The organism is Arthrobacter sp. DualSoilB13 (assembly GCF_055389195.1).
In genome coordinates this window covers 479,546-500,036 of record NZ_AP035865.1, presented here as the reverse complement: position 1 = coordinate 500,036, position 20,491 = coordinate 479,546, and the positions used below count along the sequence as shown (strand labels likewise).

The 20,491-nt window shown below is 61.5% G+C and carries 19 protein-coding genes; 16 read left to right on the top strand and 3 right to left on the bottom strand.

Annotated elements, in window-relative coordinates; translation table 11 throughout:
* Positions 1 to 144: 144 nt before the first annotated feature.
* Together ACZ5J0_RS02490 and ACZ5J0_RS02485 are read right to left on the bottom strand one after the other, a co-directional pair.
* Positions 145 to 1,152: a Gfo/Idh/MocA family protein gene (locus tag ACZ5J0_RS02490; RefSeq protein ID WP_464094104.1), complete on the bottom strand. Its 1,008-nt coding sequence runs from the start codon at positions 1,150 to 1,152 to the stop codon at positions 145 to 147.
* A 48-nt stretch (positions 1,153 to 1,200) separates the two neighbouring features.
* Positions 1,201 to 2,046 (bottom strand): TIM barrel protein, encoded by an 846-nt coding sequence (locus ACZ5J0_RS02485; RefSeq protein ID WP_166841226.1) that lies wholly within the window; start codon positions 2,044 to 2,046, stop codon positions 1,201 to 1,203.
* A 226-nt stretch (positions 2,047 to 2,272) separates the two neighbouring features.
* Between ACZ5J0_RS02485 and ACZ5J0_RS02480 the strand changes: the two genes are divergently transcribed.
* The 14 genes from ACZ5J0_RS02480 (at position 2,273) to ACZ5J0_RS02415 (ending at position 15,421) form a co-directional block, all read left to right on the top strand.
* Complete coding sequence (locus ACZ5J0_RS02480) at positions 2,273 to 3,292, top strand: LacI family DNA-binding transcriptional regulator (RefSeq protein ID WP_464094103.1); 1,020 nt, start codon at positions 2,273 to 2,275, stop codon at positions 3,290 to 3,292.
* Positions 3,293 to 3,360: 68 nt separating this feature from the next.
* Entirely contained in the window at positions 3,361 to 4,182 is an 822-nt protein-coding gene (gene nadE, locus ACZ5J0_RS02475; RefSeq protein ID WP_166841224.1) for an ammonia-dependent NAD(+) synthetase, read from the top strand.
* A 221-nt stretch (positions 4,183 to 4,403) separates the two neighbouring features.
* Positions 4,404 to 5,042, top strand: a complete 639-nt coding sequence (locus ACZ5J0_RS02470) for a PadR family transcriptional regulator (RefSeq protein WP_223941641.1) — start codon at positions 4,404 to 4,406, stop codon at positions 5,040 to 5,042.
* A 77-nt stretch (positions 5,043 to 5,119) separates the two neighbouring features.
* On the top strand, positions 5,120 to 5,878 hold the full coding sequence (locus ACZ5J0_RS02465) for a MerR family transcriptional regulator (RefSeq protein WP_464094102.1): 759 nt from the start codon (positions 5,120 to 5,122) through the stop codon (positions 5,876 to 5,878).
* 234 nt (positions 5,879 to 6,112) lie between these two features.
* Positions 6,113 to 6,250 carry a hypothetical protein gene (locus ACZ5J0_RS02460; protein WP_160147613.1) on the top strand — a complete coding sequence of 46 codons (138 nt, stop codon included), beginning with the start codon at positions 6,113 to 6,115 and terminating at the stop codon, positions 6,248 to 6,250.
* 49 nt (positions 6,251 to 6,299) lie between these two features.
* A complete protein-coding gene (locus ACZ5J0_RS02455; protein ID WP_142936854.1) occupies positions 6,300 to 7,271 on the top strand; it encodes a ThiF family adenylyltransferase in 972 nt (323 codons plus the stop codon).
* Entirely contained in the window at positions 7,261 to 8,370 is a 1,110-nt protein-coding gene (locus tag ACZ5J0_RS02450; RefSeq protein ID WP_464094101.1) for a hypothetical protein, read from the top strand. Before ACZ5J0_RS02455 ends, ACZ5J0_RS02450 begins: the two co-directional genes overlap by 11 nt.
* 56 nt (positions 8,371 to 8,426) lie before the next feature.
* Positions 8,427 to 9,491, top strand: a complete 1,065-nt coding sequence (locus ACZ5J0_RS02445; protein ID WP_166841219.1) for a SagB/ThcOx family dehydrogenase — start codon at positions 8,427 to 8,429, stop codon at positions 9,489 to 9,491.
* Positions 9,488 to 10,741 (top strand): hypothetical protein, encoded by a 1,254-nt coding sequence (locus ACZ5J0_RS02440; RefSeq protein WP_464094100.1) that lies wholly within the window; start codon positions 9,488 to 9,490, stop codon positions 10,739 to 10,741. The genes ACZ5J0_RS02445 and ACZ5J0_RS02440 overlap by 4 nt, the downstream gene beginning before the upstream one ends.
* Before the next feature lie 4 nt (positions 10,742 to 10,745).
* Positions 10,746 to 12,101 carry an MFS transporter gene (locus tag ACZ5J0_RS02435; protein WP_464094099.1) on the top strand — a complete coding sequence of 452 codons (1,356 nt, stop codon included), beginning with the start codon at positions 10,746 to 10,748 and terminating at the stop codon, positions 12,099 to 12,101.
* A 145-nt stretch (positions 12,102 to 12,246) separates the two neighbouring features.
* The gene (locus tag ACZ5J0_RS02430) at positions 12,247 to 12,834 is read left to right on the top strand and encodes a TetR/AcrR family transcriptional regulator (RefSeq protein ID WP_166841216.1); all 588 of its coding nucleotides are present in this window, start codon (positions 12,247 to 12,249) and stop codon (positions 12,832 to 12,834) included.
* An 88-nt stretch (positions 12,835 to 12,922) separates the two neighbouring features.
* Positions 12,923 to 13,258 carry a hypothetical protein gene (locus tag ACZ5J0_RS02425; protein WP_166841215.1) on the top strand — a complete coding sequence of 112 codons (336 nt, stop codon included), beginning with the start codon at positions 12,923 to 12,925 and terminating at the stop codon, positions 13,256 to 13,258.
* Between the two features lie 11 nt (positions 13,259 to 13,269).
* Positions 13,270 to 14,190, top strand: a complete 921-nt coding sequence (locus tag ACZ5J0_RS02420) for a hypothetical protein (protein ID WP_464094762.1) — start codon at positions 13,270 to 13,272, stop codon at positions 14,188 to 14,190.
* Between the two features lie 358 nt (positions 14,191 to 14,548).
* Positions 14,549 to 15,421 (top strand): VanW family protein, encoded by an 873-nt coding sequence (locus tag ACZ5J0_RS02415; protein ID WP_464094098.1) that lies wholly within the window; start codon positions 14,549 to 14,551, stop codon positions 15,419 to 15,421.
* A gap of 77 nt (positions 15,422 to 15,498) precedes the next feature.
* On the opposite strand, the gene ACZ5J0_RS02410 is transcribed toward ACZ5J0_RS02415, so the two are convergent.
* Positions 15,499 to 17,085, bottom strand: coding sequence for a molybdopterin-dependent oxidoreductase (locus ACZ5J0_RS02410; protein ID WP_464094097.1), 1,587 nt, complete (start codon positions 17,083 to 17,085; stop codon positions 15,499 to 15,501).
* A 126-nt stretch (positions 17,086 to 17,211) separates the two neighbouring features.
* Between ACZ5J0_RS02410 and ACZ5J0_RS02405 the strand changes: the two genes are divergently transcribed.
* Both ACZ5J0_RS02405 and ACZ5J0_RS02400 read left to right on the top strand, forming a co-directional pair.
* A complete protein-coding gene (locus ACZ5J0_RS02405) occupies positions 17,212 to 18,723 on the top strand; it encodes an aldehyde dehydrogenase family protein (RefSeq protein WP_464094096.1) in 1,512 nt (503 codons plus the stop codon).
* Positions 18,724 to 20,376, top strand: a complete 1,653-nt coding sequence (locus tag ACZ5J0_RS02400) for a GMC family oxidoreductase (protein WP_464094095.1) — start codon at positions 18,724 to 18,726, stop codon at positions 20,374 to 20,376. It begins immediately after the preceding gene.
* The last annotated feature ends 115 nt before the right edge of the window (positions 20,377 to 20,491 follow it).

Below are 20,491 nucleotides of genomic sequence, written 5' to 3'. Positions count from 1 at the left end.
CCTGATGCGAGTCAGAGCTTGAGTGTGTGGCCTGCGCCACACTTTTCTTGGGTGTGAGATTTACAGTACGGAATTTGCGTGATCTTGGCAACCGATTGTCAAAAGTTTCTTAGATTGTTGCCAAGATGGCATAACAGGCGCCGATCAACCCACCCGGTCAGCCATCTCCGGGTAGCTTTGCGCGTAGATATCCTTGATGATCCTCAAGGATTTTCCGGCCTCGGCAGGGTTGATCCAGAAAGGCCCGGCATCCTGCAGCTTGTTGTAGAAATCCGCGATTAGAAGCTCATGGGACACACCCCAGTAGGACCTGCCACCACTTTCAGCCACCCTCTCCGGGATGACGTCCACCGTGCCGTCGGCGTAGCTCACCGTGAGATCGCCACGCAGGCTGAGCGTCGCGTTCTCCGTGACAATATCCAGGGTGACGGGCGCATTCACCGCGTTGGCCAGCGTTGCGTAGAAGACGCTGCGCGCGCCGTTGACGTGCTCGGCAACGAACTCTGCGGTGTCCTCCACCTCAATCACGCCGCCCAGGGAACGGGTGGACGCATGGCCCTCCACCTTGGCAACATCGCCCACCAACCACTGCAGAAGGTCCACTGTATGGATGGCCTGGTTCATCATCAGCCCACCCCCGCCTTCCGCCCAGGTCCCCCGCCATGGGCGGTTGCGGTAGTAGCTGGCGTCCCGGTGCCACATGACAGTTGCCGAGGCGCCGATCACCTGACCCAGCGTGCCGCCGTCGAGCAGTTTATGCATGGCTTGCGAGGTCGCGTTGTACCGGTTCTGGAAGCAGACAGCGATCTTCGCTTCGCTCCGCTCCGCCACCTCAATCAACCGCTGCCCCTCGGCCAGGGTGTGGGCCAGCGGCTTCTCCACGATGACGTTCACGCCGCGCTCCAAGCAGTCAGCGGCAACGGAGGCGTGGAGGTGGTGCGGCGTACAAACATGCACGACGTCGGGACGCACCTTCTGGAGCATGTCCAGGTAGTCCGCGTAGCCAGGGACGCCGTGGGCGGCTTCCGCCGCTTGCAACCTGTCCGGATCGGTATCGCAAACCGCCACCAATTCGGCATTGTCCATGGTGGCCAAGGCCGCGAAGTGGATGGTCGAGATGTCGCCGCAACCAATAACTGCTGCTGTAGGCATACCTGCTCCTTCGAAGGTTAATGCTGGGGTTGTCTTGGTGCCGCGCTTTTAGACCAGGTCCACGCCATTCTTGGCGGCAAGGCCCGCAAAGGCCCGGGCCGCGATTCCGAAAGCAACCGGGCCGGAGTAACCGCCGAGCTCGTGGGCACTGGCCAGGTGCGGCTCAAGTGAGGCGAAGCCGGTGTAGCCATCGGCAGCGAGGGCGCTGATGGTGGCATCCAGTTCACCGTCTCCTTCACCGGCGGGAACTACTTCACCGGTTGTGGCGATGGCATCTTTAACCTGAAGGTATTCGAGGTATGGACGCAGGATGGCATATCCCTCGGTGTAGGGCTTGACGCCTACCTGGACGAAGTTGGCGTTGTCCCATGCCACCCGGAGCGCCGGCGAGTTGACTGTCTCCATAATGTCCAGGACGCGATCCGGAGTATCACCGTAGATGCCCTTCTCGTTTTCATGCAGCAGGACAATGCCATGAGCTGCGGCTTCCGCAGCAAGGGCGGACATGCGCTCCATGACTGCCTCCCGGATCTCCTCCTGCTCCTGGCCTTCGCCGCGGTAGAAGGAGAAGATACGGACGTACTTTGTGTCCAAGGCCTTCGCCACAGAGATGATCTGGCGAAGCCGGGTTACCTCATGCTCCACGGGGAGGCTGACGTCCACCTTGCCAATAGGACTGGCAACAGCTGAAACCTTGAGGCCTTTCTCGTCCAGGATGGCTTTGAGCCTCACCACAGCGTCGCGCTCTAGTTCTGAAACGTTGGTCCCCCACGCGCTGCGGACTTCGATGTGGCTCGCACCAAGGGCCAGCAGCACGGCGGCCTGGACGGCGGGATCGGGGTCTACTTCGTCGCCGAAACCGGACAGGCTCCACACGGCACTGGGTTGAGTCACGAAATCTCCTAGGTAGTCCTGTTGCGGCACCCGAGGGTCGCGGTGACGCACTTCACAGGCGAGTCTTGTCCCTTGAGTTTAGCCAGCTTGGCACGCAGTTGACAACCGATTGCCATTCCCTGCCATCCTGTGTCATCCTTATTTAACGGTGTGGCAGTAGTCACAGCCGGATGATCTTGTCGTTCCGGGAGGAACGCCCATGTTTGCTGTTCAGAGAGGAACGCCCATGGCGACGCAACCCATGGCAACAGGCCGGCCTGCCACCATCCATGACATCGCTGCGCACTGCGGCGTCGCAGCGTCCACCGTTTCGAGGGCCCTCGCCAATCCGGAGCGCGTCAATATCCGCACCCGCGAGCGGATCCAGGCCGCCGCCGTCGAGCTTAATTACACGCCCAACTCCCAGGCGAAAGCATTGAGCTCCGGCCGGACAGGTGCCGTGGGCGTCCTGGTTCCGGACATTACCAACCCCTTCTATTTCGACCTCATCCGGGGGACACAGCTTCAACTGAAGGCGGCCGGCTACACGCAGCTGCTGGTTGATACGGAGGAATCGGACGAGGTTGAGGCCAGCACGCTGGAGCAGCTGCGCAAAAGTGCCGACGGCGTCATTGTGGCGGCGTCCCGCCTCAACGACGAAGCACTTGCCGCTGCCGCGGCCAGGATGCCCATGGTCACCGTTAACCGCGACGTCGACGGCGTTCCTGCGGTTCTCATCGACACCCCCTCAGCCATGCCGCAGGCTTTGGACCACCTGATTTCCTTGGGCCACAGGTCAGTTGCGTACGTCTCAGGTCCCGCCGTTTCGCAGTCCAGTGCCCGGCGGTGGACTGCCTTGTCCGAAGCCGCCGAGGAACGCGGAGTCGATGTCCGCAGAATCGGACCCTTCGCACCCAAAACCCAATCCGGCGCAGCCGCAGCAGACGCAGCCGTGCACAGCGGGGTCACTGCGTGCATCGTCTTCAACGACCTCATTGCAATCGGCATGCTGCAACGGCTCCGTGAACGCGGCCTGAGGGTGCCGGAGGACATGAGCATCGTGGGCTGTGACGATATCTTTGGCGCGGACTTCTGCAACCCACCCCTGACCACCATGAGCTCGCCCATTGAACAGGCCGGACGCGTGGCCGTGTCCATGTTGCTGGCCCAGCTGAATCCCCTCGCCGGCGGCGGAAACCGCAGCCGCTCAGTCATGCCCACCCACCTCACCGTCCGCGGCTCCACAGGTCCGGTGCCCTCTAAATAACTGACACGTGGGCTGGAAGTCCGCAATATGGTTGAGCGTCCGCAGCCGGGCTGACTAGTGTGGAATACATGCGCGAACTCCAGGCCAAGATCATTGAAGAAATGGGCGTCCAGCCCCGGATCAACCCCGCAGAGGAGGTCCGCAAGCGCGTCGCTTTCCTGAAGGACTACCTGAAGGCGACCAACACCAAAGGATTCGTTCTTGGCATCTCCGGAGGCATCGATTCCTCCCTTGCCGGCCGCCTCGCCCAGTTGGCCGTTGAGGAACTGGAAGCCGAGGGCGTGGACGCAAACTTTGTAGCCGTCCGCCTCCCCTACGGCATCCAGCACGATGAAGACGACGCTCAGGCAGCCCTCGACTTCATCAAGGCCAAGACCGAGTGGACCTACAACATTTCCCAGGCTGTGGACGGCTTCGAGGACGAGTTCGAGAAGACCACCGGCGCTCCCATCTCCGATTTCCACAAGGGCAATACCAAAGCACGCGCGCGCATGATCGCCCAGTACGCCCTGGCCGGTGAACACAACTACCTGGTGATCGGCACGGACCACGGCGCCGAGTCCGTGACGGGCTTCTTCACGAAATTCGGCGACGGCGGCGCGGACATCCTGCCGCTGTTCGGCCTGAACAAACGCCAGAACCGCGCACTCTTGGCAGAGCTTGGCGCACCATCAAGGGTTTGGGAGAAGGTTCCCACCGCCGACCTCCTGGACAACAAGCCCGGCCGTACCGACGAGGACGAGCTCGGTATCACCTACGACACCATCGACGACTACCTCGAAGGCCGCGACGTTCCCGAGGACGCGGCAGAGCTGCTGGAGCAGAAGTACCTGCGCACGCGTCACAAGCGCACCGTTCCGGTCACCATCTTCGATACCTGGTGGAAATAGCTACGTCGCTTTAACCATTCACGACGGCGGGTGCCGGCTTCCCTACGGAAGCTGCCACCCGCCGTCGTGCTTTAACAACGCTCTCTCACATCCCCCGGGCTTTTCGGCGTCGCTCTCTCACATCCCGATTTCAGGTCTTGACGTCTCGATAGTTACCGATATATCGTTAACTATCGCCGATACTTCTTCGGCGTAACAACAACCGAAAGGACGATGCTGTTATGAAAGGCATCAACGAAAACAACAACTCATTCCCCGAGCACGATCACGGACATCCCGAACACGGACAGGGCCGAGGCCGTTTCAACCGAGGCAAGGGCCGGCGCGGGCCGGGCGGACACGGCGGCGGCGGATTTGGTCCCGGTGGCTTCGGCCCAGGCTTCGGACCCGGATTTGGGCCTCGGGGCTTCGGTCCCGGTGGAACACGCAGGGCCAACCGCGGCGACGTCCGCGCAGCGATTCTCTCGCTCTTGGCTGAAGCGCCGTCCAACGGCTACGGCCTGATCAAGACGATCGCAGAGAAGACGTCCGGCGCCTGGCGTCCCAGCCCCGGCTCGGTCTACCCCACCCTGCAGCAGCTGGTGGACGAAGAACTGATCGTCGCCGTCGGCGAGGGTCGCCGCACCGAGTTCACCCTTACGGATGACGGCAAGGCATATGTGGCCGAACACGAGGAAGAACTCGCCAACGCCTGGAACACCGAGGCTGATGGCACCGGCGCAGCTTTCCACCAAAGCGTGGGGAAGCTCATGGGGGTCATTCACCAGTTCCGTGCAGCCGCTACCGACGAACAGCGTCAAGCTGCCATCGAAAAGCTGGACGAAACCCGCCGGGCGCTCTACCTGATTCTGGCCGACTAAGTGCTGGTCACCATCTCCTTGACCTTGACGTAACGTCAACCCTTACTGTCGAAGAACAAGCACAGGACGGAGGACGTATGGACTGGTCAATTCAGGAAATCGCCAAGATTGCGGGGACTACCAGTCGCACGTTGCGTCACTACGACGACATCGGGCTGCTGAAACCAAGCCGGACCGGCCATAACGGCTACCGCTACTACGACGGTCCGGCATTGGTTCAGCTCCAACGCATCCTCCTGCTCCGGGAGCTAGGGCTGGGCCTTCCGGCCATCGCCGAAGTTCTTGACCGCGAGACCGATACCGTCAAAGCGCTGAGCAGCCATTTGGAATGGCTCGCCCAGGAGCAGGAAAGGTTGACCCGGCAGATCGCCTCCGTTCGGCAGACCATAGACACAATGAAAGGGGATGGAAAGTACATGGCACAGAACATGTTTGACGGCTTCGACCACACTCAGTACAAGGACGAGGTGGAGGAGCGCTGGGGCAAGGATGCCTACGCCGCCGGTGATTCGTGGTGGCGCGGGATGAGCGCCGACGAAAAGCAGCAGTGGAAGGACCGCGTCCGGAAACTGGGCACGGATTGGATCGCCGCCTCAGAATCCGGGGTTTCACCTGACAGTGCTGAAGCGCAGGACCTCGCGCAGCGCCACGTCGAGTGGCTGCGCGGCGTCCCGGGAACCCCGACGGCGGTACCCGGCGGAGACGTGAAAGGTTACGTCACAGGACTCGGCGAAATGTACGTTGCAGACCCGCGGTTCGCAGCCAATTACGGCGGCGAATCAGGGGCGACGTTTGTCAGGGATGCCCTGCGGATCTACGCAGAGAAGAACCTCTAACTGCCCAAACCAGCTGCACGGCTTGACTTTTATTTCGCAAACTCATGTGCAAGAATACGCGACCATTTGTTCATAATGGCCGCATTCTGAATGAATGATGATTTTATTGACACAGGATTCAAATAAATTGATAAATTCTGTCATTTTGCTCTAGCCTCACCAGCGGAGTTGCCCTAGGCTCATGCTCGGGGATGCAGAAAGCATTTTCCGTCCGATAACGAACGGGAGCATATTATGCAGAATCTTGAAGTGGCAACTGAAGCCGGAGCGCTCGAAGCGCTCGAGAATGGTTTGAAGGGCATCGAGTTTGACGAGTTCTTCGAGACAACCACAAGCTTTGATCCCAGCGAATTCGTGATGCGCCGCTGCTGATCGAAGAAGACAGGGAGCGGCGGGTGCCTTCGGGCGCCCGCCGCATCTTATGTTCCACTACGAATTTCACCCCGCAAAAGCCGTCGCATTCGACGAGGAAACCCTGACCATCGAGGACGAGTACAGCCGCCGGACAGTGGCTCTACTTCAACACGACGCCACTGCGAGTCTGCTCCATGCAGCAATGGCGGATCCGTCCACAGCGAACGCCGCAATGCGCAAACTGCTCAACGCGCTCGTGGAGCGCCACGTCATCATTGAACGCCATCCTCACGTTGAAGTGGATGAGCGTCAGAGTCGATCCCTCGGATATCTGGCCACGCGTTCAAAGGCTCCACAGCTTGCGCAGCAGCAGATCGGTGATCAGCGCGTCCTGGTACTCGGCGTCGGCGGAACAGGAACGGTCCTGATCCAACACTTGGTCGCAGCAGGCGTACGCCGCTTCGTCCTGGTCGATCACGACGCCGTAGAGCTCTCCAACTTCAACCGTCAATTCCTTTGGCGGACATCCGACGTTGGTGCCGCCAAACTGGACACGACGAAGGCTTGGATCTCGGAGCGAGTGGAGGACGCTGACATCCAAACCGTCGATCGCCGGATTTCCAGTGAGAGCGACGTGGCACTATTACTCGGCGAATATCCGTCAGTCACCGTCGTGGCGTCGTGCATCGACTCACCGGCCGGGATTGAACAGCAAGTGGTTACTGCGTGCCTGTCCGCTGGCTTACCAGTGATGACCGGCGCCGTGGGCGTCGACCTTGGCCATGTGGGCCCCTTCTTCAGTCCCCGCCAAACAGTATGTTTGGCGTGCTGGTACGGGTCCCGGGCTGCGAAGCAAGCCGTGACCCCGTGGTCCCATGGAGTCACCAATACTTTGGTGGGTGCCCTCATGGCACAACGTGTCCTTGACTGGGCCGTGGCCCCGGACACCGATAGCGAGCCGACCCGAATGACTCTTGAGTTCGATTCGTTGACAATTCACCGCTCACTCGCCCGGGACTGTGCGCACCATGATGCTTAGTGCCGAAGCTGAACTTCCGCTGCGGCGGGTGACCTTCCCCCCACACCTTGACCATGCCTGGGCCTTCACCACATCAGCTGTCCACGCCCGCCCTTTTCTCCTCCGCCCCAACGGATCGATCGTTCCCCAAGCAGCCTGTCTTGAACAGGTCGAAGAGAACGTGACCGCACTGTTTCCCGCCGAAGACACGACGTGGACGGATTCCCACAGAGTAACCGTCGCGGAACTCGAGCGCTGCGTCGCACGCGGCCTCGCAGTAACGGCAAGTCAGCGCTCAGGGAATGTCGAGCGCCAAACGGACAGGCTGCTGGTAAACAGTCCCCTTCCGGTTGAACGCCTACAGACACTCCTCGCCACCGCAGCATTTTCACTGACTCCCTGTATCCGGGACAGCGCGACGCGGCACACGAGCGGACCCTATGTCATCGATGACATCGGCGCTGGCGGCAGGACAGTCAACCTGCGGCGTCGCCGAGGTTCGAAAAGTCAGGGAGTGGACAGCATCAGCATCATTTCCACTGAATCCGTTGACGAGGGAGAGGCGATGTTTAGGCGAGGTGAACTGGACCTGACCAGAGTGTTGGGCGGCCGCCCGTTCCGTAGGGACAAAGACCTAAACCGCAGCGTTGATCTGGTGATGGGGCTGAGGTTTGCGCGGGGGTCAACGGTTTCCCAAGGGTTCGCGGCGAGCCTCGATCCCTTGGAACTGGCCGCCGTGACTGGGGGGACGTACACGGAACTGCCCGCTGCTCACACAACAATGACTGGCAATGGCGGATTCGGGACGATAACCATCCAATACACCGATTTCCATCCGAACAAAACAGTCGCCACGAATATCAAGCAGCAGCTATCCCGGCAGAGTATTTCCTGCCATCTGCATTCAGTGGACTACAACGAATACTTGCGGGGAGATGCTCCCTTACATGGTGCACAACTGGAGATTATTGACACGGCATTCGGAGTCGGACATGGATTTGTGCCACTCTTACGGGCAGTTTCGACTCTCAGCAGCAGTGGCCGCATTAGAGTGGACCGGCCCGTTGTGAACGCCAGGGCTGAAGTTGATTGGGAACAAATTCAATGGGGAGAAGAATGAACGCCAGGGTCCGTACTGCCCACCGGTTGACCTTTCGGTTTCGTGATGGGAGTGTGGTGGGCGCCAACCCATCGAACGGCGCCGTCCGCCGAATTCCGCAGCCGATCTGGAACATCCTGCGGCAGAGCACCGAATGGACGGAGTCGGACCGGATCCGCAGGCAGCTTGATGACGGCGTGGGCGACAACCAACGGGCAGATGAAATCCTGAACGCGCTGGTGTCGGATGGATTCCTCCTGGAAGAAGGCTCCGAGGCAGAACAGGCAGAAGCCACTTTCAGCAGCAACTGGCCCTTTGGCGAAACCACGGCAGACCACCACCTGGTCACTCGAAGCCTCCGATTCAGCGATGATCGAACCGAAGCGATGGACTTCGGCCGGGCTCTCCGCGATCATGCCGGAGACGACCTCGCCCCCGGGGTGCCGGAGGGTGCAACGGCCGTGGGTCTGCCTACCGGTTCCCTGGGTTCTGGACTCACGTCATCACTTGAACGACGTCGGAGCCGGCGCGATTTCATCCAAGAAGCAGTGAGCCTCCAGGACCTCAGCAGTGTGCTCTGGGCAACTGCTGGAATCCAAAGCTACCGGAAAGCCCCCATGCGTCCGCCCCTGCCACTTTCATTTGCACCCAGCGCCGGTGGTCTTAACGGCGCCGATTGCTATGTCATCGTCCAGAATGTCGAAGGAATATCGCAGGGCGTCTACCGCTACCGGCCAACATCCAATGCCCTTGAAGTGGTGTCCGTTGATATCCGCACCAATGCGATGCGACTGCTCGGGAACCAACGGTGGGCGGACACCGCGGCCGCGATCATCGTCATAGTTGGGGCGGTGTCTCGTACCGCGTGGAAGTACAACGCCGCGTCCGGCTTCAACGCTCTGTTGCTTCAGGCCGGGCACATGTCCCAGAACGCCTTGCTCGCTGCTGCGGACAAGGGACTGGGAGCCGTGCCGTCAAATGCCATCCATGCCGCAGAGATGGAGGCGGCACTTAACCTGTCACCCGGTGAACAGATTGTCCTGACCAGCGTCAGCATCGGGCATATCAATGGTGCCACTTCGAGTTATCAAGAGTACGGTGACCAGCATCTGGACCTCCTGCAGAAAGCGGCCTCGAAGTGACCGCCTGGGAGGCCCCACCGGTCACTGGCGGGTCCTTGGTGCCAGCGGTCATAGACGCCTTCTTCGAGGACGCCCACTACGTCTGGAGTGCCATACCCCCGCTGAACATTCAGATCGGGGCCGGCATCACTTTCATCACCGGCCCCAGTGGCTGCGGTAAGTCTGCGATTCTGCGGCAGGTCCAATCTGTTGACCCCTCGTGGAGCCTTCTCCCTGACCTCGCACCGGATGTGCCGCTGATCGATCAGTTCACAGGAAGCCTTGGCACCCGCATTGCGCTCCTTGCGGGGTTTGGTCTTGGTGATGCCCAGGTTGTCATCAGACCGGCATCGTGGCTCTCGGATGGGCAGCATTTCCGTGCCCGTCTCGCCGCGGCGATTGCTGGCGGCTCCCGCAGGATACTGGTGGACGAGTTCCTGTCCACCGTGGACCGGGCGGCGGCATCAGTCGTCGCTTTCAACCTGCAGCGGACCTGCCGAAAGCGCAACATCGATCTCCTGGTTGCTACTGCCCACGACGATATTGAAACCGCGTTGGCACCGGACCGCACTATCCGCGTCCGTGCCAACGACTCTCCGAGGGTTCTAGAGCATAGTGGCGACCGGTCATGGCCGCTTGGCGAGAAGATCGACGTCGGGCATGGCACCTTTCCCGACTACGCCGCCCTGCAGCGCTTTCACTATTATCCCAAGCTCGATTTCGATCCGGGGCAGCGTGAAGTCAGCATCGTGGCGGCGAAGCTAGACGATGAGCCGGTTGCCGCGCGTCTCTACTGCGCCCCTTACCCAACAGCGTGGGCGGATGCGATGGAGGAGTTCGCAGAGGTTAACAGCTCCCTCACCCTGGGCCAACGCCTGGTGGTGCATCCTGTCTATCGAGGGATCGGACTGGCCCGGAAAGTGACCGCGCCTCAGTGGGCGCCCCGCGACCTCGTTTACACCAGATCGGTCATGAGCCGGTATACCGACATGCACGCCTCGCTCGGCTATCAGCGCCATGACCCCCTGACAAACAAGCTCCCCCAGCAACGAACAGGTACCCTTCGCGAGGACGCCCTCCGGACCCTCGTGACGGAATACGCGGACTATAAGTTGGTCATAGGCTCCCCCGCCAGTGAGCAACAAATTGCTGCTGTGGCTTCCTGGTTCGCCCGGACGCTGGGCCGGCTCCCCGAAGATCAGCTTGCGGCCAGCACCACCACTACGCTCATGGGCGGCTACGTCCTCAGGAAACACAGCACACAGGAGTGACCTCTTGGTCGAAACAACATCAACAGACGCCACCGACGAACAACAGGCGCAGCAGAACCACAGTCTTGCCCGCACCGGCTTCTACCGGCTGTGGGTAGGCGACTTCGTGTCGAATGCCGGATCAGCCATGATGGCCTTCGCCGTGCCGGTGATCGGCGTTACTGTCCTTGGGCTGGACGCCACCCAGGTCAGCTGGGTGGTGGCTGCCGGACTGTCGGCTCCGCTGTTCATTTCGCTGTCTGCAGGTGTCATAGCGGACCGCTCCCGGCGCCACGTCCTGCTGCATGTTTGCAACAGTGGCAGGTTCATTGTGTTCGCCGTGGTTCTTGCCCTGATGCTGGCGGGTTCCCTGAATTGGCAGATTCTTGCCATTGCACTCTTTTCGGTAGGCGTCCTGACTTTGCTGTACGAGAGCGCCATGGCTGCAGCGATCCCTTCGGTGGTTCCGCGAAAGCTCCTTATCCGCGCAAATTCGTGGATCGAAGGGGGGATGTCTGTCACTGAGTCAGGCGGCGCAGCTGTTGCTGGAATCATCATCAGCACCCTCGGGGCGCCCTTTATTGTTGCCATCAATGCCGTCACTTATGTCTTCAGCTCGTTGATGCTCATCAAGCTTCCGCTCGACCGCTCATCAAGGGAAGCGGAGGATCATGACGTCGCGAAACAAAACGCTGTTCGCGGGCATCTTCGCGAAATCCGGTTGGGCTTCAGCCTGTTATGGAAGCAGACGCCGCAAAGGGTGGTGTTACTCGCTGCCACGGCGTACAACTTTTTCGACTCGTGGATTCTGGCGGTGTTCTCCGTCTACGCGCTCACAGTGCTTGGCATGAATCCGGCACTCCTGGGGCTGGTGTTCGTTATACCTGCCGTCGTTGGAATCATCGGATCGGCCTTGACGGACCGAATCACGCAGCGGGCACGTCTGGGACAGGTTCTCACTGTCTCCTTCAGCATTATTGCCCTTGCCGGGCTCTGCCTTCCCTTGACTGCGGCTACACACGGGGTAAGCGCCGCCGTGATTACGTCGATTGTTTTCGCCGTTTTTGAATTGTGCATCGTCGTCAACATGATCATTGGGCGCTCGATGCGACAAGCGCTCTTTCCAGAACGCCACCTGTCCAAGGTTGCCGGAACGGCACGCTTCGTCTCTTGGGGCGTTGATCCCATCGGCGCCCTCATGGGTGGTGCAGTTGCTGCCATCGCAGGGGTTCAAGCATCGGTAGTAGTGGGTAGCTGCGGGTTCGTGGTCGGCGCGCTGATCTGCCTCTGCAGCCGTCAGCTGCGCAGCTTTACCAGATTGCCCGTACATGACGGCCTGGACGAACCGCCGTCAGGGCCCGTTCAGCCAGCGAAGGCCTGACAAACGCAGAATAGCCCGTCGCTGCACCGGCGAATCAGGGGCGACGTCGGGCGACGTCGGTCAGGGATGCCCTTCGGATCTACGCAGAAAAGAACCTGTAGACGGTCAGGATGCGTTGATCAGGCTGAGGCAATAGTCTGGCCGGATGGGTACAAGCACCGTAAAGTCCGGCGAACAGGTCGATAGGCAGAAACGCATTCTCGACGCGGCCTTGGAACTGCTCTCCCGCCACGGCATTTCAGGCATTAACATGCGGGCTGTGGCGCGTGAAGCCGGCGTCGCGCTGGGGCTTGTGAACTACTACTACGAAGACAAATCGAGCCTGATCCGCGCGGTGCTCCACCAGATCGAAGAGCACGACCTCCTGCTGGTGGAGCCGCTAGCTTCATCAACACCGGACGAGCAACTCCGGGAGTCACTGCGACGTGTTGCAGATCCTGGTCTTCTAACCACACCATACCTATCCCTCCGACTTCATTTGTGGGCCCTCGCCCAGGCGGATGAGGACTTTGCACGCATCAATGCCGCAGCCTTTGACAGGTACCTCCAAGGGCTCGCGGCCTTGATCGGCAACGCCGTTCCCGGGCTGTCACCTGAAGAATGCCGGGACCGCGCGGCCGACGTCGTTGTGGTGCAGAACGGCATGTGGCTCACCACGCTGCTGGGGATCGACAAAGCGGCCATCCAGCGCGGTATAGCCCGCACGGAAGAGATCGCTCTCGCCCCTCGCTGAGCACACCACGTGGGTAGTTCGCCCCATAGCGCGAGGACCGGTTGTGCCCGAGTATCAAGGGAATACCTAACCGACCCGGGGGAACACCATGAAGATTGCTAAAAAAATTCTTGCTGCCAGCGCTGCCCTTGCCTTCATGGGAGGGGCATTGCTCACGGCTCAACCTGCGTTGGCTAACGATGGCTATGCCAACTGCAACGTCTGGATCCACTACGAATACAGTGTGGGAGGCAGTTGCAATTCCGATGCGCCGGGCACTGAGTATCAGGTTGCGGGCAAGTGCCGTCATGTCCCCACCGGTCAGGAGGCTATCGTGACCGGGCCCTGGAGGTGGCAGATGCCTGCCTCGCAAGGATTCAACACCTCCTACGCCAACTGCCCGGCAGGCACCAGGGCCGTTCAGGTTTGGCGCAACGTCCGATGAGCAGTCCGCATATGAAACTCACCACTAAGCTGTTCGGGTGCCTCGCCGCCTGCGCACTGGCACTCTCCGGCGCCGCTCCCGCCAGCGCTGCCACGGCTTACCCCACTCCCACCCCGACGCCCGCCGACTGCTTTGGCGGCCTGCTGAGCGTCGAACCGAACGGGAATCTCGGTGCCATCTTCCTTAGCGGCGGCAAGCTCCGCTGGGAGAACAAGAGCTGGTCCTCGCCTGTACCGTTCGATGCGACTTACCTGACGCAAACCGGCGGGATGGGTGACGAGACCTTTGGCAAGTTCTCCTACTTCGGCACCTCCTCAGACGGCAAAGCGAAGTTCTATAACCAGCGGCAGGACCTCCAGGCGGACGGCACCTGGAAGCACTCCATCGACGGACCGATCACCACTATTGGTAACGGGTGGTTCCAGAAGTCCATCACCACCGCCTACAGCGGCACAGCGGACGTCCGGGGCCAGCAGTTCATTTTCCGGCTCACCAGCGGCGGCGAACTTTACCGCTACACCTTGGACACCAGCGCCCGGACCATCACCGGGACGGTCAAGGTGTTCGGCGGTGGCGCCTCCATTACAGCCATCGGCTCGGCGCCTTCAATCGCCATCAACGGCAAGCCGGCTGCCGTGCTGATGGCTACCCTCACCACCGGCGAACTGCGCCAGTACATCATCCCGGACGCCACACCCACCCAGTGGAGCTCCAAAACCATCCGCCCGGCCGCGGGGAATGGTTGGCAGAACTTCACGGCCATCACCGCCAGGAACTGCGATAGCAAAGGGCAGATAGTGCTCGGCTACATCAAGCAGCGCTTGGTCGCCGCCTACTACGACCCCACCGGCCTAACCGCCAACGACAAGGACCTGGGCGGCGGAGCCTCCTCCATGCCCGCGATGCCCGAAGGTACCCGGGTGTTCGGCTAACGCTCACTCACTCACTGGAAAAGGAAGCCGACGACGGCGGCAGCGCCCGCCGTCGTCGGCATTCCGCCGTGTCGCGATTGTCAGCATCCCTGGCGAGAGTGACTCCCCTAGAGGGACATTGGTTTTTGGCGAGCAGCTTTTCGATGCTTCGGAGCTGTCCGTAAGGGGATCCCTTACCGGGCGGCTGGAGATGTGCGCCGACTGCCAAGTCCTCCTTGGCTGGAGGAGTACGGCCTTGGGGCCTGACATCCAGGAACTCATGATTTCGGATTTTCTCCAACATCTGTAAAGATATGTCCCGACACCGATCCTTCCGGGCGTCAGGCTGCCCCTTGGTGGGCTCGTTATTGGGGAAACAATGCCACGAAAACTGTTCTGCGAAATCTCGCCGTTGACCTACCGTCTGTCGGTTCAGCGAATGATCGTCACCCGCAGAGTCCGCGACTTCGTCTCGCCTACTGCATTCGCCAAACGACAACCTCATGAGGTCCTGCCCGAGGTGGTCTACCGCCACAATTCGCTCATCAGACGGAAACTCGGCAACGTCGATCTGCACCTGCAGGAAAATAAGGCCGTCAGCCTGGGAATCGCCGCACCCTTGGTCAACTCGGTGATGATTCGTCCCGGGGAGACGTTCTCTTTCTGGAAGCTGGTGGGCAGCTGCACGGAGGCCAAGGGCTATCGCGATGGCTTGGTCATCAACCACGGACGGCCCGACTCAGGAATCGGCGGAGGCCTATGCCAGTTCACCAACCTGCTGCATTGGATGGTCCTGCACAGTGAACTTACGGTGGTGGAACACCATCACCACGGAGACCTAGATCTGTTCCCGGACTTCAACCGCCAGATCCCCTTCGGCTCAGGTACATCGATCATCTACAACTACCTGGACTACAGGGTCCGCAACGACACCAACCAGGCATATCAGTTCCTTGTCAGCACCACCGAGGAACACTTGCGCGGTGAACTCCGCGCAGAAAGAGTCCCCGACAAGAAGTTCCACATCCGCGAGGAAGACGCCTACTTCCACGAAGCGGACGGCAAAATCTATCGCCACAACAAAGTGGTTCGCCTGACCCGCGACATGCGGACGGGACTCGTGACATCCAAGGAACAGATCATCGAGAACAACGCCCTGGTGGTCTACGACCGCTCGCTGATCAACGCACCCATCCTCTCAGAGCGTCCGCTTCAGGGAACCGACGATCGCCTCGCGGGAGCAACCGCCTAGAGACAATCATCGACGCCTCCGAGGTGAACGTGAGCATCCGCCCGGAAGCCGGTCCCAGAACGAGCCAGGCCGGTCAGTTACTCCACCGTCACTGCCACCGACTGCCAGCCTGAGGCCCCGTCAGGTACGGGGTCGGCGCGCTTGTCCGTCTGGACTTCCCCGGTGCTGTCGGTGGCGCGGGCCTTGACGTAGTGCATGCCGGGTGTGGCATCCCATTCGTAGGACCACTGGCGCCATGTGATGGTGGATGCTTCGGTGGAAAGCGTTGCTTCCACCCAGTCGCCGTCGTCGATCTGTACTTCCACCTTGGTGATTCCGCGGGTCTGCGCCCATGCGGTGCCACCCACGGCCACTTTTCCTGCCTTCAATTTCGCGAAGGACCCGGGCACGTCTACACGTGCCATGGTCTTGATGGGGCCGCGCTCTGACCAGCCGCGTTCCGTCCAGTAGGCCTTGCTGTCCGCGAAGCGGGTGACTTCCAAGTCCACTACCCATTTGGTGGCGGAGACGAATCCGTAGAGTCCCGGAACCACCATCCGTACGGGGTATCCGTGCTCGATGGGAAGGGGCTCCCCATTCATGCCGATGGCCAGCATGGCATCGCGGTCATCCTGCAGCACCTCCAGTGGTGTGGAGGCACTGAACCCGTCGATGGATGTTGAGAGCACCATGTCCGCGCCATCTTTTGGTTTGGCCATGGCCAGGACTTCGCGGATGGGCATTCCCAGCCATTTGGCGTTTCCGGCAAGCTTTCCGCCCACGGGGTTGGACACGCAGGTGAGGGTGACGTGCGATTCGATCAGGTCGGCGTCGAGCAGGTCCTGGAAGGTGAGGGTTATTTCCTTCTCAACCATTCCGTGCACCCGCAGTACCCAGTCTTCGACGTTGATTTCCGGGACGCTCAGGGCGGTATCAATGCGGTAGAAATCGTTGTTCGGTGTCAGCCATGAGGAGACTCCTGCCACCGGGGATTGGACGCCGGCTGGAACAGGGGGCGCTGCCTTCAAAGGCGACGGCAGCGTGAGAGCATCACGGGCCTGAGCTATGTTGTTGCGCGCGGCTCCGAGCAGCCGCCCACCGGTCGCCGCGATTCCGGCAGCTACCGCGGTGATACCGGCAGCAGCGAAGAAACGACGGCGACTGGTGCCGGCGCCTCCAACCTGGCTGTCGGCGTCGGCTGCTACGTCGGCGGGGGCTTCCGGCCACGCTTTCAACCCCCACAACGGTTTGATGAGGAGGCGCAGGACGATGAGGCCGGCGATGGTGCCCACGATTGAGGGGATGGCGTCGGCGGGTCTTACACCGGCCCGGGTCAGGACGCTGGCCACTATTACGGCACCCATGAACAGCACACCCAGGACGCCAAGTGCCCACTTCTTGTAGGCCACAACGCCCAGAACGCAGGCCAGTACGGCGATAGTGACGCCCATACCTACGAACAGCGCGGCTTTGTCGTTCGTGCCGAACGTGGCGATCGCAAAGTCCTTCATCCATGACGGCGTGAAGTCGATGAAGGTGGATCCCAGCGCGAACACCGGGGTTGCCCTGGCGGTGAAGAACGCGCCGATCAGCTCGGCTACGGCCAACACGACGGCGGCAGACACCACGCCTGCCAGCGCTGCCATGGTTTCGGGGCCTTTGGTCCGGAGTCCGAGCTTTTTCATGTGAGGAGTTCGTAGCGGGCGGGACCGGGGATGGGTGAGAGTATCCGGCCGACACACAAGCCCACTTTGAACATTTGTTCACATTTTTCCTTGAACAGATGTTCAAAGTGCACTAGCCTGCCTCGTATGACCCAAGCCACATTTTCCGATTCCGCCTCCACACTTTTCATCAACGGCGTGTGGGAACCGGCCTCTTCCGGCGCGGTGCGCGAGATCCGCAACCCGGCCGACCGCGAACTGGTCGCCACCGTCTCCGAAGCCGGCCGCGAGGATGCCGAGCGAGCCATTTCCGCCGCCCGCGCAGCCTTCGATTCCGGCGTGTGGGCAAACGTCCCCGCTCCCGAGCGCGGCGCTTTCCTGCTCAAGGTCGCCGCGGAACTGCGCGAGCGCCGGGAAAAGTTCGCCCGCGCCGAATCCCTGGACACCGGCAAGCGAATCATGGAAAGCCGCATCGACATGGATGACATCGCCGCCTGCTTCGAATACTTCGGAAGGCTCGCCGGGCAGTCGGCGGGCCGCGTAGTGGACGCCGGGGACCCCGCCGTCGTGAGCAAAATCGTGTACGAGCCCGTGGGCGTCTGCGGCTTGATCACGCCGTGGAACTACCCGCTGCTGCAGGCAGCCTGGAAGATCGCGCCGGCACTCGCGGCTGGTTGCACGTTCGTCCTGAAGCCTGCCGAGCTGACCCCGTCCACCGCGATCCTGACCATGCAGTTGCTGCAGGACCTGGGTCTCCCGGACGGTGTCGCAAACCTGGTGACCGGCGCCGGCCCGCAGGCAGGCGCACCACTTTCTGAGCACCCGGACATTGACTTGGTTTCCTTCACCGGTGGCCTGGAAACCGGCAAGCGCATCGCCGCGGCCGCAGCCGGCACGGTGAAAAAGGTGGCATTGGAACTCGGCGGCAAGAACCCCAACGTCGTGTTCGCTGACGCTGACTTTGATGCCGCCGTCGACAACGCATTAAATGGCGCTTTTGTGCACTCAGGCCAGGTCTGCTCCGCCGGTGCGCGGCTGGTGGTGGAGGAATCCATCGCGGAGCGCTTCGTGGACGAGCTGGTCCGCAAGGCTCAGGGCATCCGCATCGGAGGCCCGTTCGATGAGTCCGCCGAAACCGGGCCGCTGATTTCCGCTGCCCACCGGGAGAAAGTGGACGCTTACGTTCAGCGTGGCGTGGCTGAGGGCGCGCGGCTGCGGTGCGGCGGCGCCGCCCCTGAGGGCGAAAAGTTCGACGCCGGGTTCTACTACCAGCCCACCGTTCTGGACCGCGTGACCCGGGGAATGTCGGTAGTGGTCGACGAAGCCTTTGGCCCGGTAGTAACAGTGGAAACGTTCCGCACGGAAGACGAAGCCGTAGCCACCGCCAATGACACCATCTACGGACTGGCGGGCGCGGTCTGGACCCAGGATGCCGGAAAGGCCCAGCGGGTTGCGGGCCGTTTGCGCCACGGCACGGTGTGGATCAACGACTACCACCCCTACCTTCCGCAGGCCGAGTGGGGCGGTTTCGGCCAGTCCGGCGTAGGCCGCGAACTCGGCCCCACGGGACTGGGCGAATACCAGGAAGCCAAGCACATCTACCAGAACACCAGCCCGCAGGTCACCGGCTGGTTCGCAGACCACGGCAAGGAGAAATAGATGCACGTTGACAACATCCAGAACCTCAGCGAGCGCGGGTTCGATTACGTCGTCATCGGTGGAGGATCTGCCGGAGCTGCCGTCGCTGCACGGCTCAGCGAGGACCCTGCCGTCACCGTTGCCCTGGTGGAGGCGGGTCCGGACGACCGCAACCTGCCCGAGATCTTGCAGCTGGACCGCTGGATGGAGTTGCTGGAATCGGGGTACGACTGGGACTACCCGGTTGAACCGCAGGAAAACGGCAATTCCTTCATGCGCCATGCCCGCGCCAAGGTGATGGGTGGCTGCTCCAGCCACAACTCCTGCATCGCTTTCTGGGCTCCCCGCGAAGACTTGGACGAGTGGGAGTCAAAGTACGGTGCCACCGGCTGGAATGCTGCTGCCGCCTGGCCTTTGTACCAGCGCCTGGAAAGCAACGAGGACGCGGGTCCGGACGCTCCCCACCACGGCCACGACGGCCCAGTGCACTTGATGAACGTGCCCCCGGCAGATCCAGCGGGCATCGCGCTCCTGGATGCTTGCGAACAGACCGGTATCCCCCGGGCGAAGTTCAATGACGGCACCACTGTGGTCAACGGCGCCAATTTCTTCCAGATCAATCGCCGCTCGGACGGGACACGATCTTCGAGTTCCGTCTCCTACATCCACCCCATCATCGATCGCGAAAACTTCACGCTGCTGACCGGCTTGCGGGCCCGGCAACTGGTGTTCGACGCGGACAAGCGCTGCACCGGCGTCGATGTTGTGGACTCGGCCTTCGGCCGGACGCACAGGCTGAACGCGCATCGCGAAGTCATTCTGTCCACCGGCGCCATTGATTCCCCCAAGCTCCTTATGCTCTCCGGCATCGGTCCGGCCGCGCACCTCAAGCAGCATGGCATCGAGGTTCTGGTGGATTCCCCCGGTGTGGGCGAGCACCTGCAGGACCACCCGGAAGGCGTGGTGCAGTTCGAGGCCAGACAGCCCATGGTGCAGACGTCCACCCAGTGGTGGGAAATCGGCATCTTCACCCCCACTGAAGAGGGCCTGGACCGGCCGGACCTCATGATGCATTACGGCTCCGTGCCCTTCGACATGAACACCCTGCGCTACGGCTACCCCACCACGGAGAACGGCTTCAGCCTGACTCCGAACGTCACCCACGCCCGTTCCCGCGGGACGGTTCGCCTGCGCAGCCGGGACTTCCGCGACAAACCCATGGTGGACCCCCGCTACTTCACCGATCCCGAGGGGCACGACATGCGCGTCATGGTGGCAGGCATCCGCAAGGCCCGGGAAATCGCGGCTCAACCAGCCATGGCCGAGTGGACCGGGCGGGAACTCTCCCCCGGCATCGAGGCCCAGAGCGACGAGGAGCTGCAGGACTACATCCGCAAAACACACAACACCGTCTACCACCCCGTTGGCACCGTCCGCATGGGGCCTGCGGACGACGAGATGTCGCCCCTTGATCCTGAACTGCGCGTCAAGGGCGTCACCGGCCTGCGCGTGGCAGACGCCTCCGTCATGCCGGAACACGTCACCGTAAACCCCAACATCACCGTGATGATGATCGGCGAGCGCTGCGCCGATCTCATCAAGGCCCGCCTCAGTGCCCACCGGACGGAGGAAACCACGACGGCGGAAGCCGGCTTTAGCTTGTCCCACGCCTAAGAAGGCGCCTGCTTTTAGACCAACGCAACAAAAAATGGGGGAAACGGCCGTACGCACACCGTGGTGCCCGGCTTTTGATATCCACTGCGTCCAATGGCGGCCGCGGGCTATCACC

Bases quoted from the DNA above. Each gene is read 5' to 3' on its own strand.
- ACZ5J0_RS02490 (WP_464094104.1), bottom strand. From the start codon at position 1,152: ATGCCTACAGCAGCAGTTATTGGTTGCGGCGACATCTCGACCATCCAC.
- ACZ5J0_RS02480 (WP_464094103.1), top strand. From the start codon at position 2,273: ATGGCGACGCAACCCATGGCAACAGGCCGGCCTGCCACCATCCATGAC.
- nadE (WP_166841224.1), top strand. From the start codon at position 3,361: ATGCGCGAACTCCAGGCCAAGATCATTGAAGAAATGGGCGTCCAGCCC.
- ACZ5J0_RS02470 (WP_223941641.1), top strand. From the start codon at position 4,404: ATGAAAGGCATCAACGAAAACAACAACTCATTCCCCGAGCACGATCAC.
- ACZ5J0_RS02465 (WP_464094102.1), top strand. From the start codon at position 5,120: ATGGACTGGTCAATTCAGGAAATCGCCAAGATTGCGGGGACTACCAGT.
- ACZ5J0_RS02460 (WP_160147613.1), top strand. From the start codon at position 6,113: ATGCAGAATCTTGAAGTGGCAACTGAAGCCGGAGCGCTCGAAGCGCTC.
- ACZ5J0_RS02455 (WP_142936854.1), top strand. From the start codon at position 6,300: ATGTTCCACTACGAATTTCACCCCGCAAAAGCCGTCGCATTCGACGAG.
- ACZ5J0_RS02450 (WP_464094101.1), top strand. From the start codon at position 7,261: ATGATGCTTAGTGCCGAAGCTGAACTTCCGCTGCGGCGGGTGACCTTC.
- ACZ5J0_RS02430 (WP_166841216.1), top strand. From the start codon at position 12,247: ATGGGTACAAGCACCGTAAAGTCCGGCGAACAGGTCGATAGGCAGAAA.
- ACZ5J0_RS02425 (WP_166841215.1), top strand. From the start codon at position 12,923: ATGAAGATTGCTAAAAAAATTCTTGCTGCCAGCGCTGCCCTTGCCTTC.
- ACZ5J0_RS02420 (WP_464094762.1), top strand. From the start codon at position 13,270: ATGAAACTCACCACTAAGCTGTTCGGGTGCCTCGCCGCCTGCGCACTG.
- ACZ5J0_RS02415 (WP_464094098.1), top strand. From the start codon at position 14,549: ATGCCACGAAAACTGTTCTGCGAAATCTCGCCGTTGACCTACCGTCTG.
- ACZ5J0_RS02410 (WP_464094097.1), bottom strand. From the start codon at position 17,085: ATGAAAAAGCTCGGACTCCGGACCAAAGGCCCCGAAACCATGGCAGCG.
- ACZ5J0_RS02405 (WP_464094096.1), top strand. From the start codon at position 17,212: ATGACCCAAGCCACATTTTCCGATTCCGCCTCCACACTTTTCATCAAC.
- ACZ5J0_RS02400 (WP_464094095.1), top strand. From the start codon at position 18,724: ATGCACGTTGACAACATCCAGAACCTCAGCGAGCGCGGGTTCGATTAC.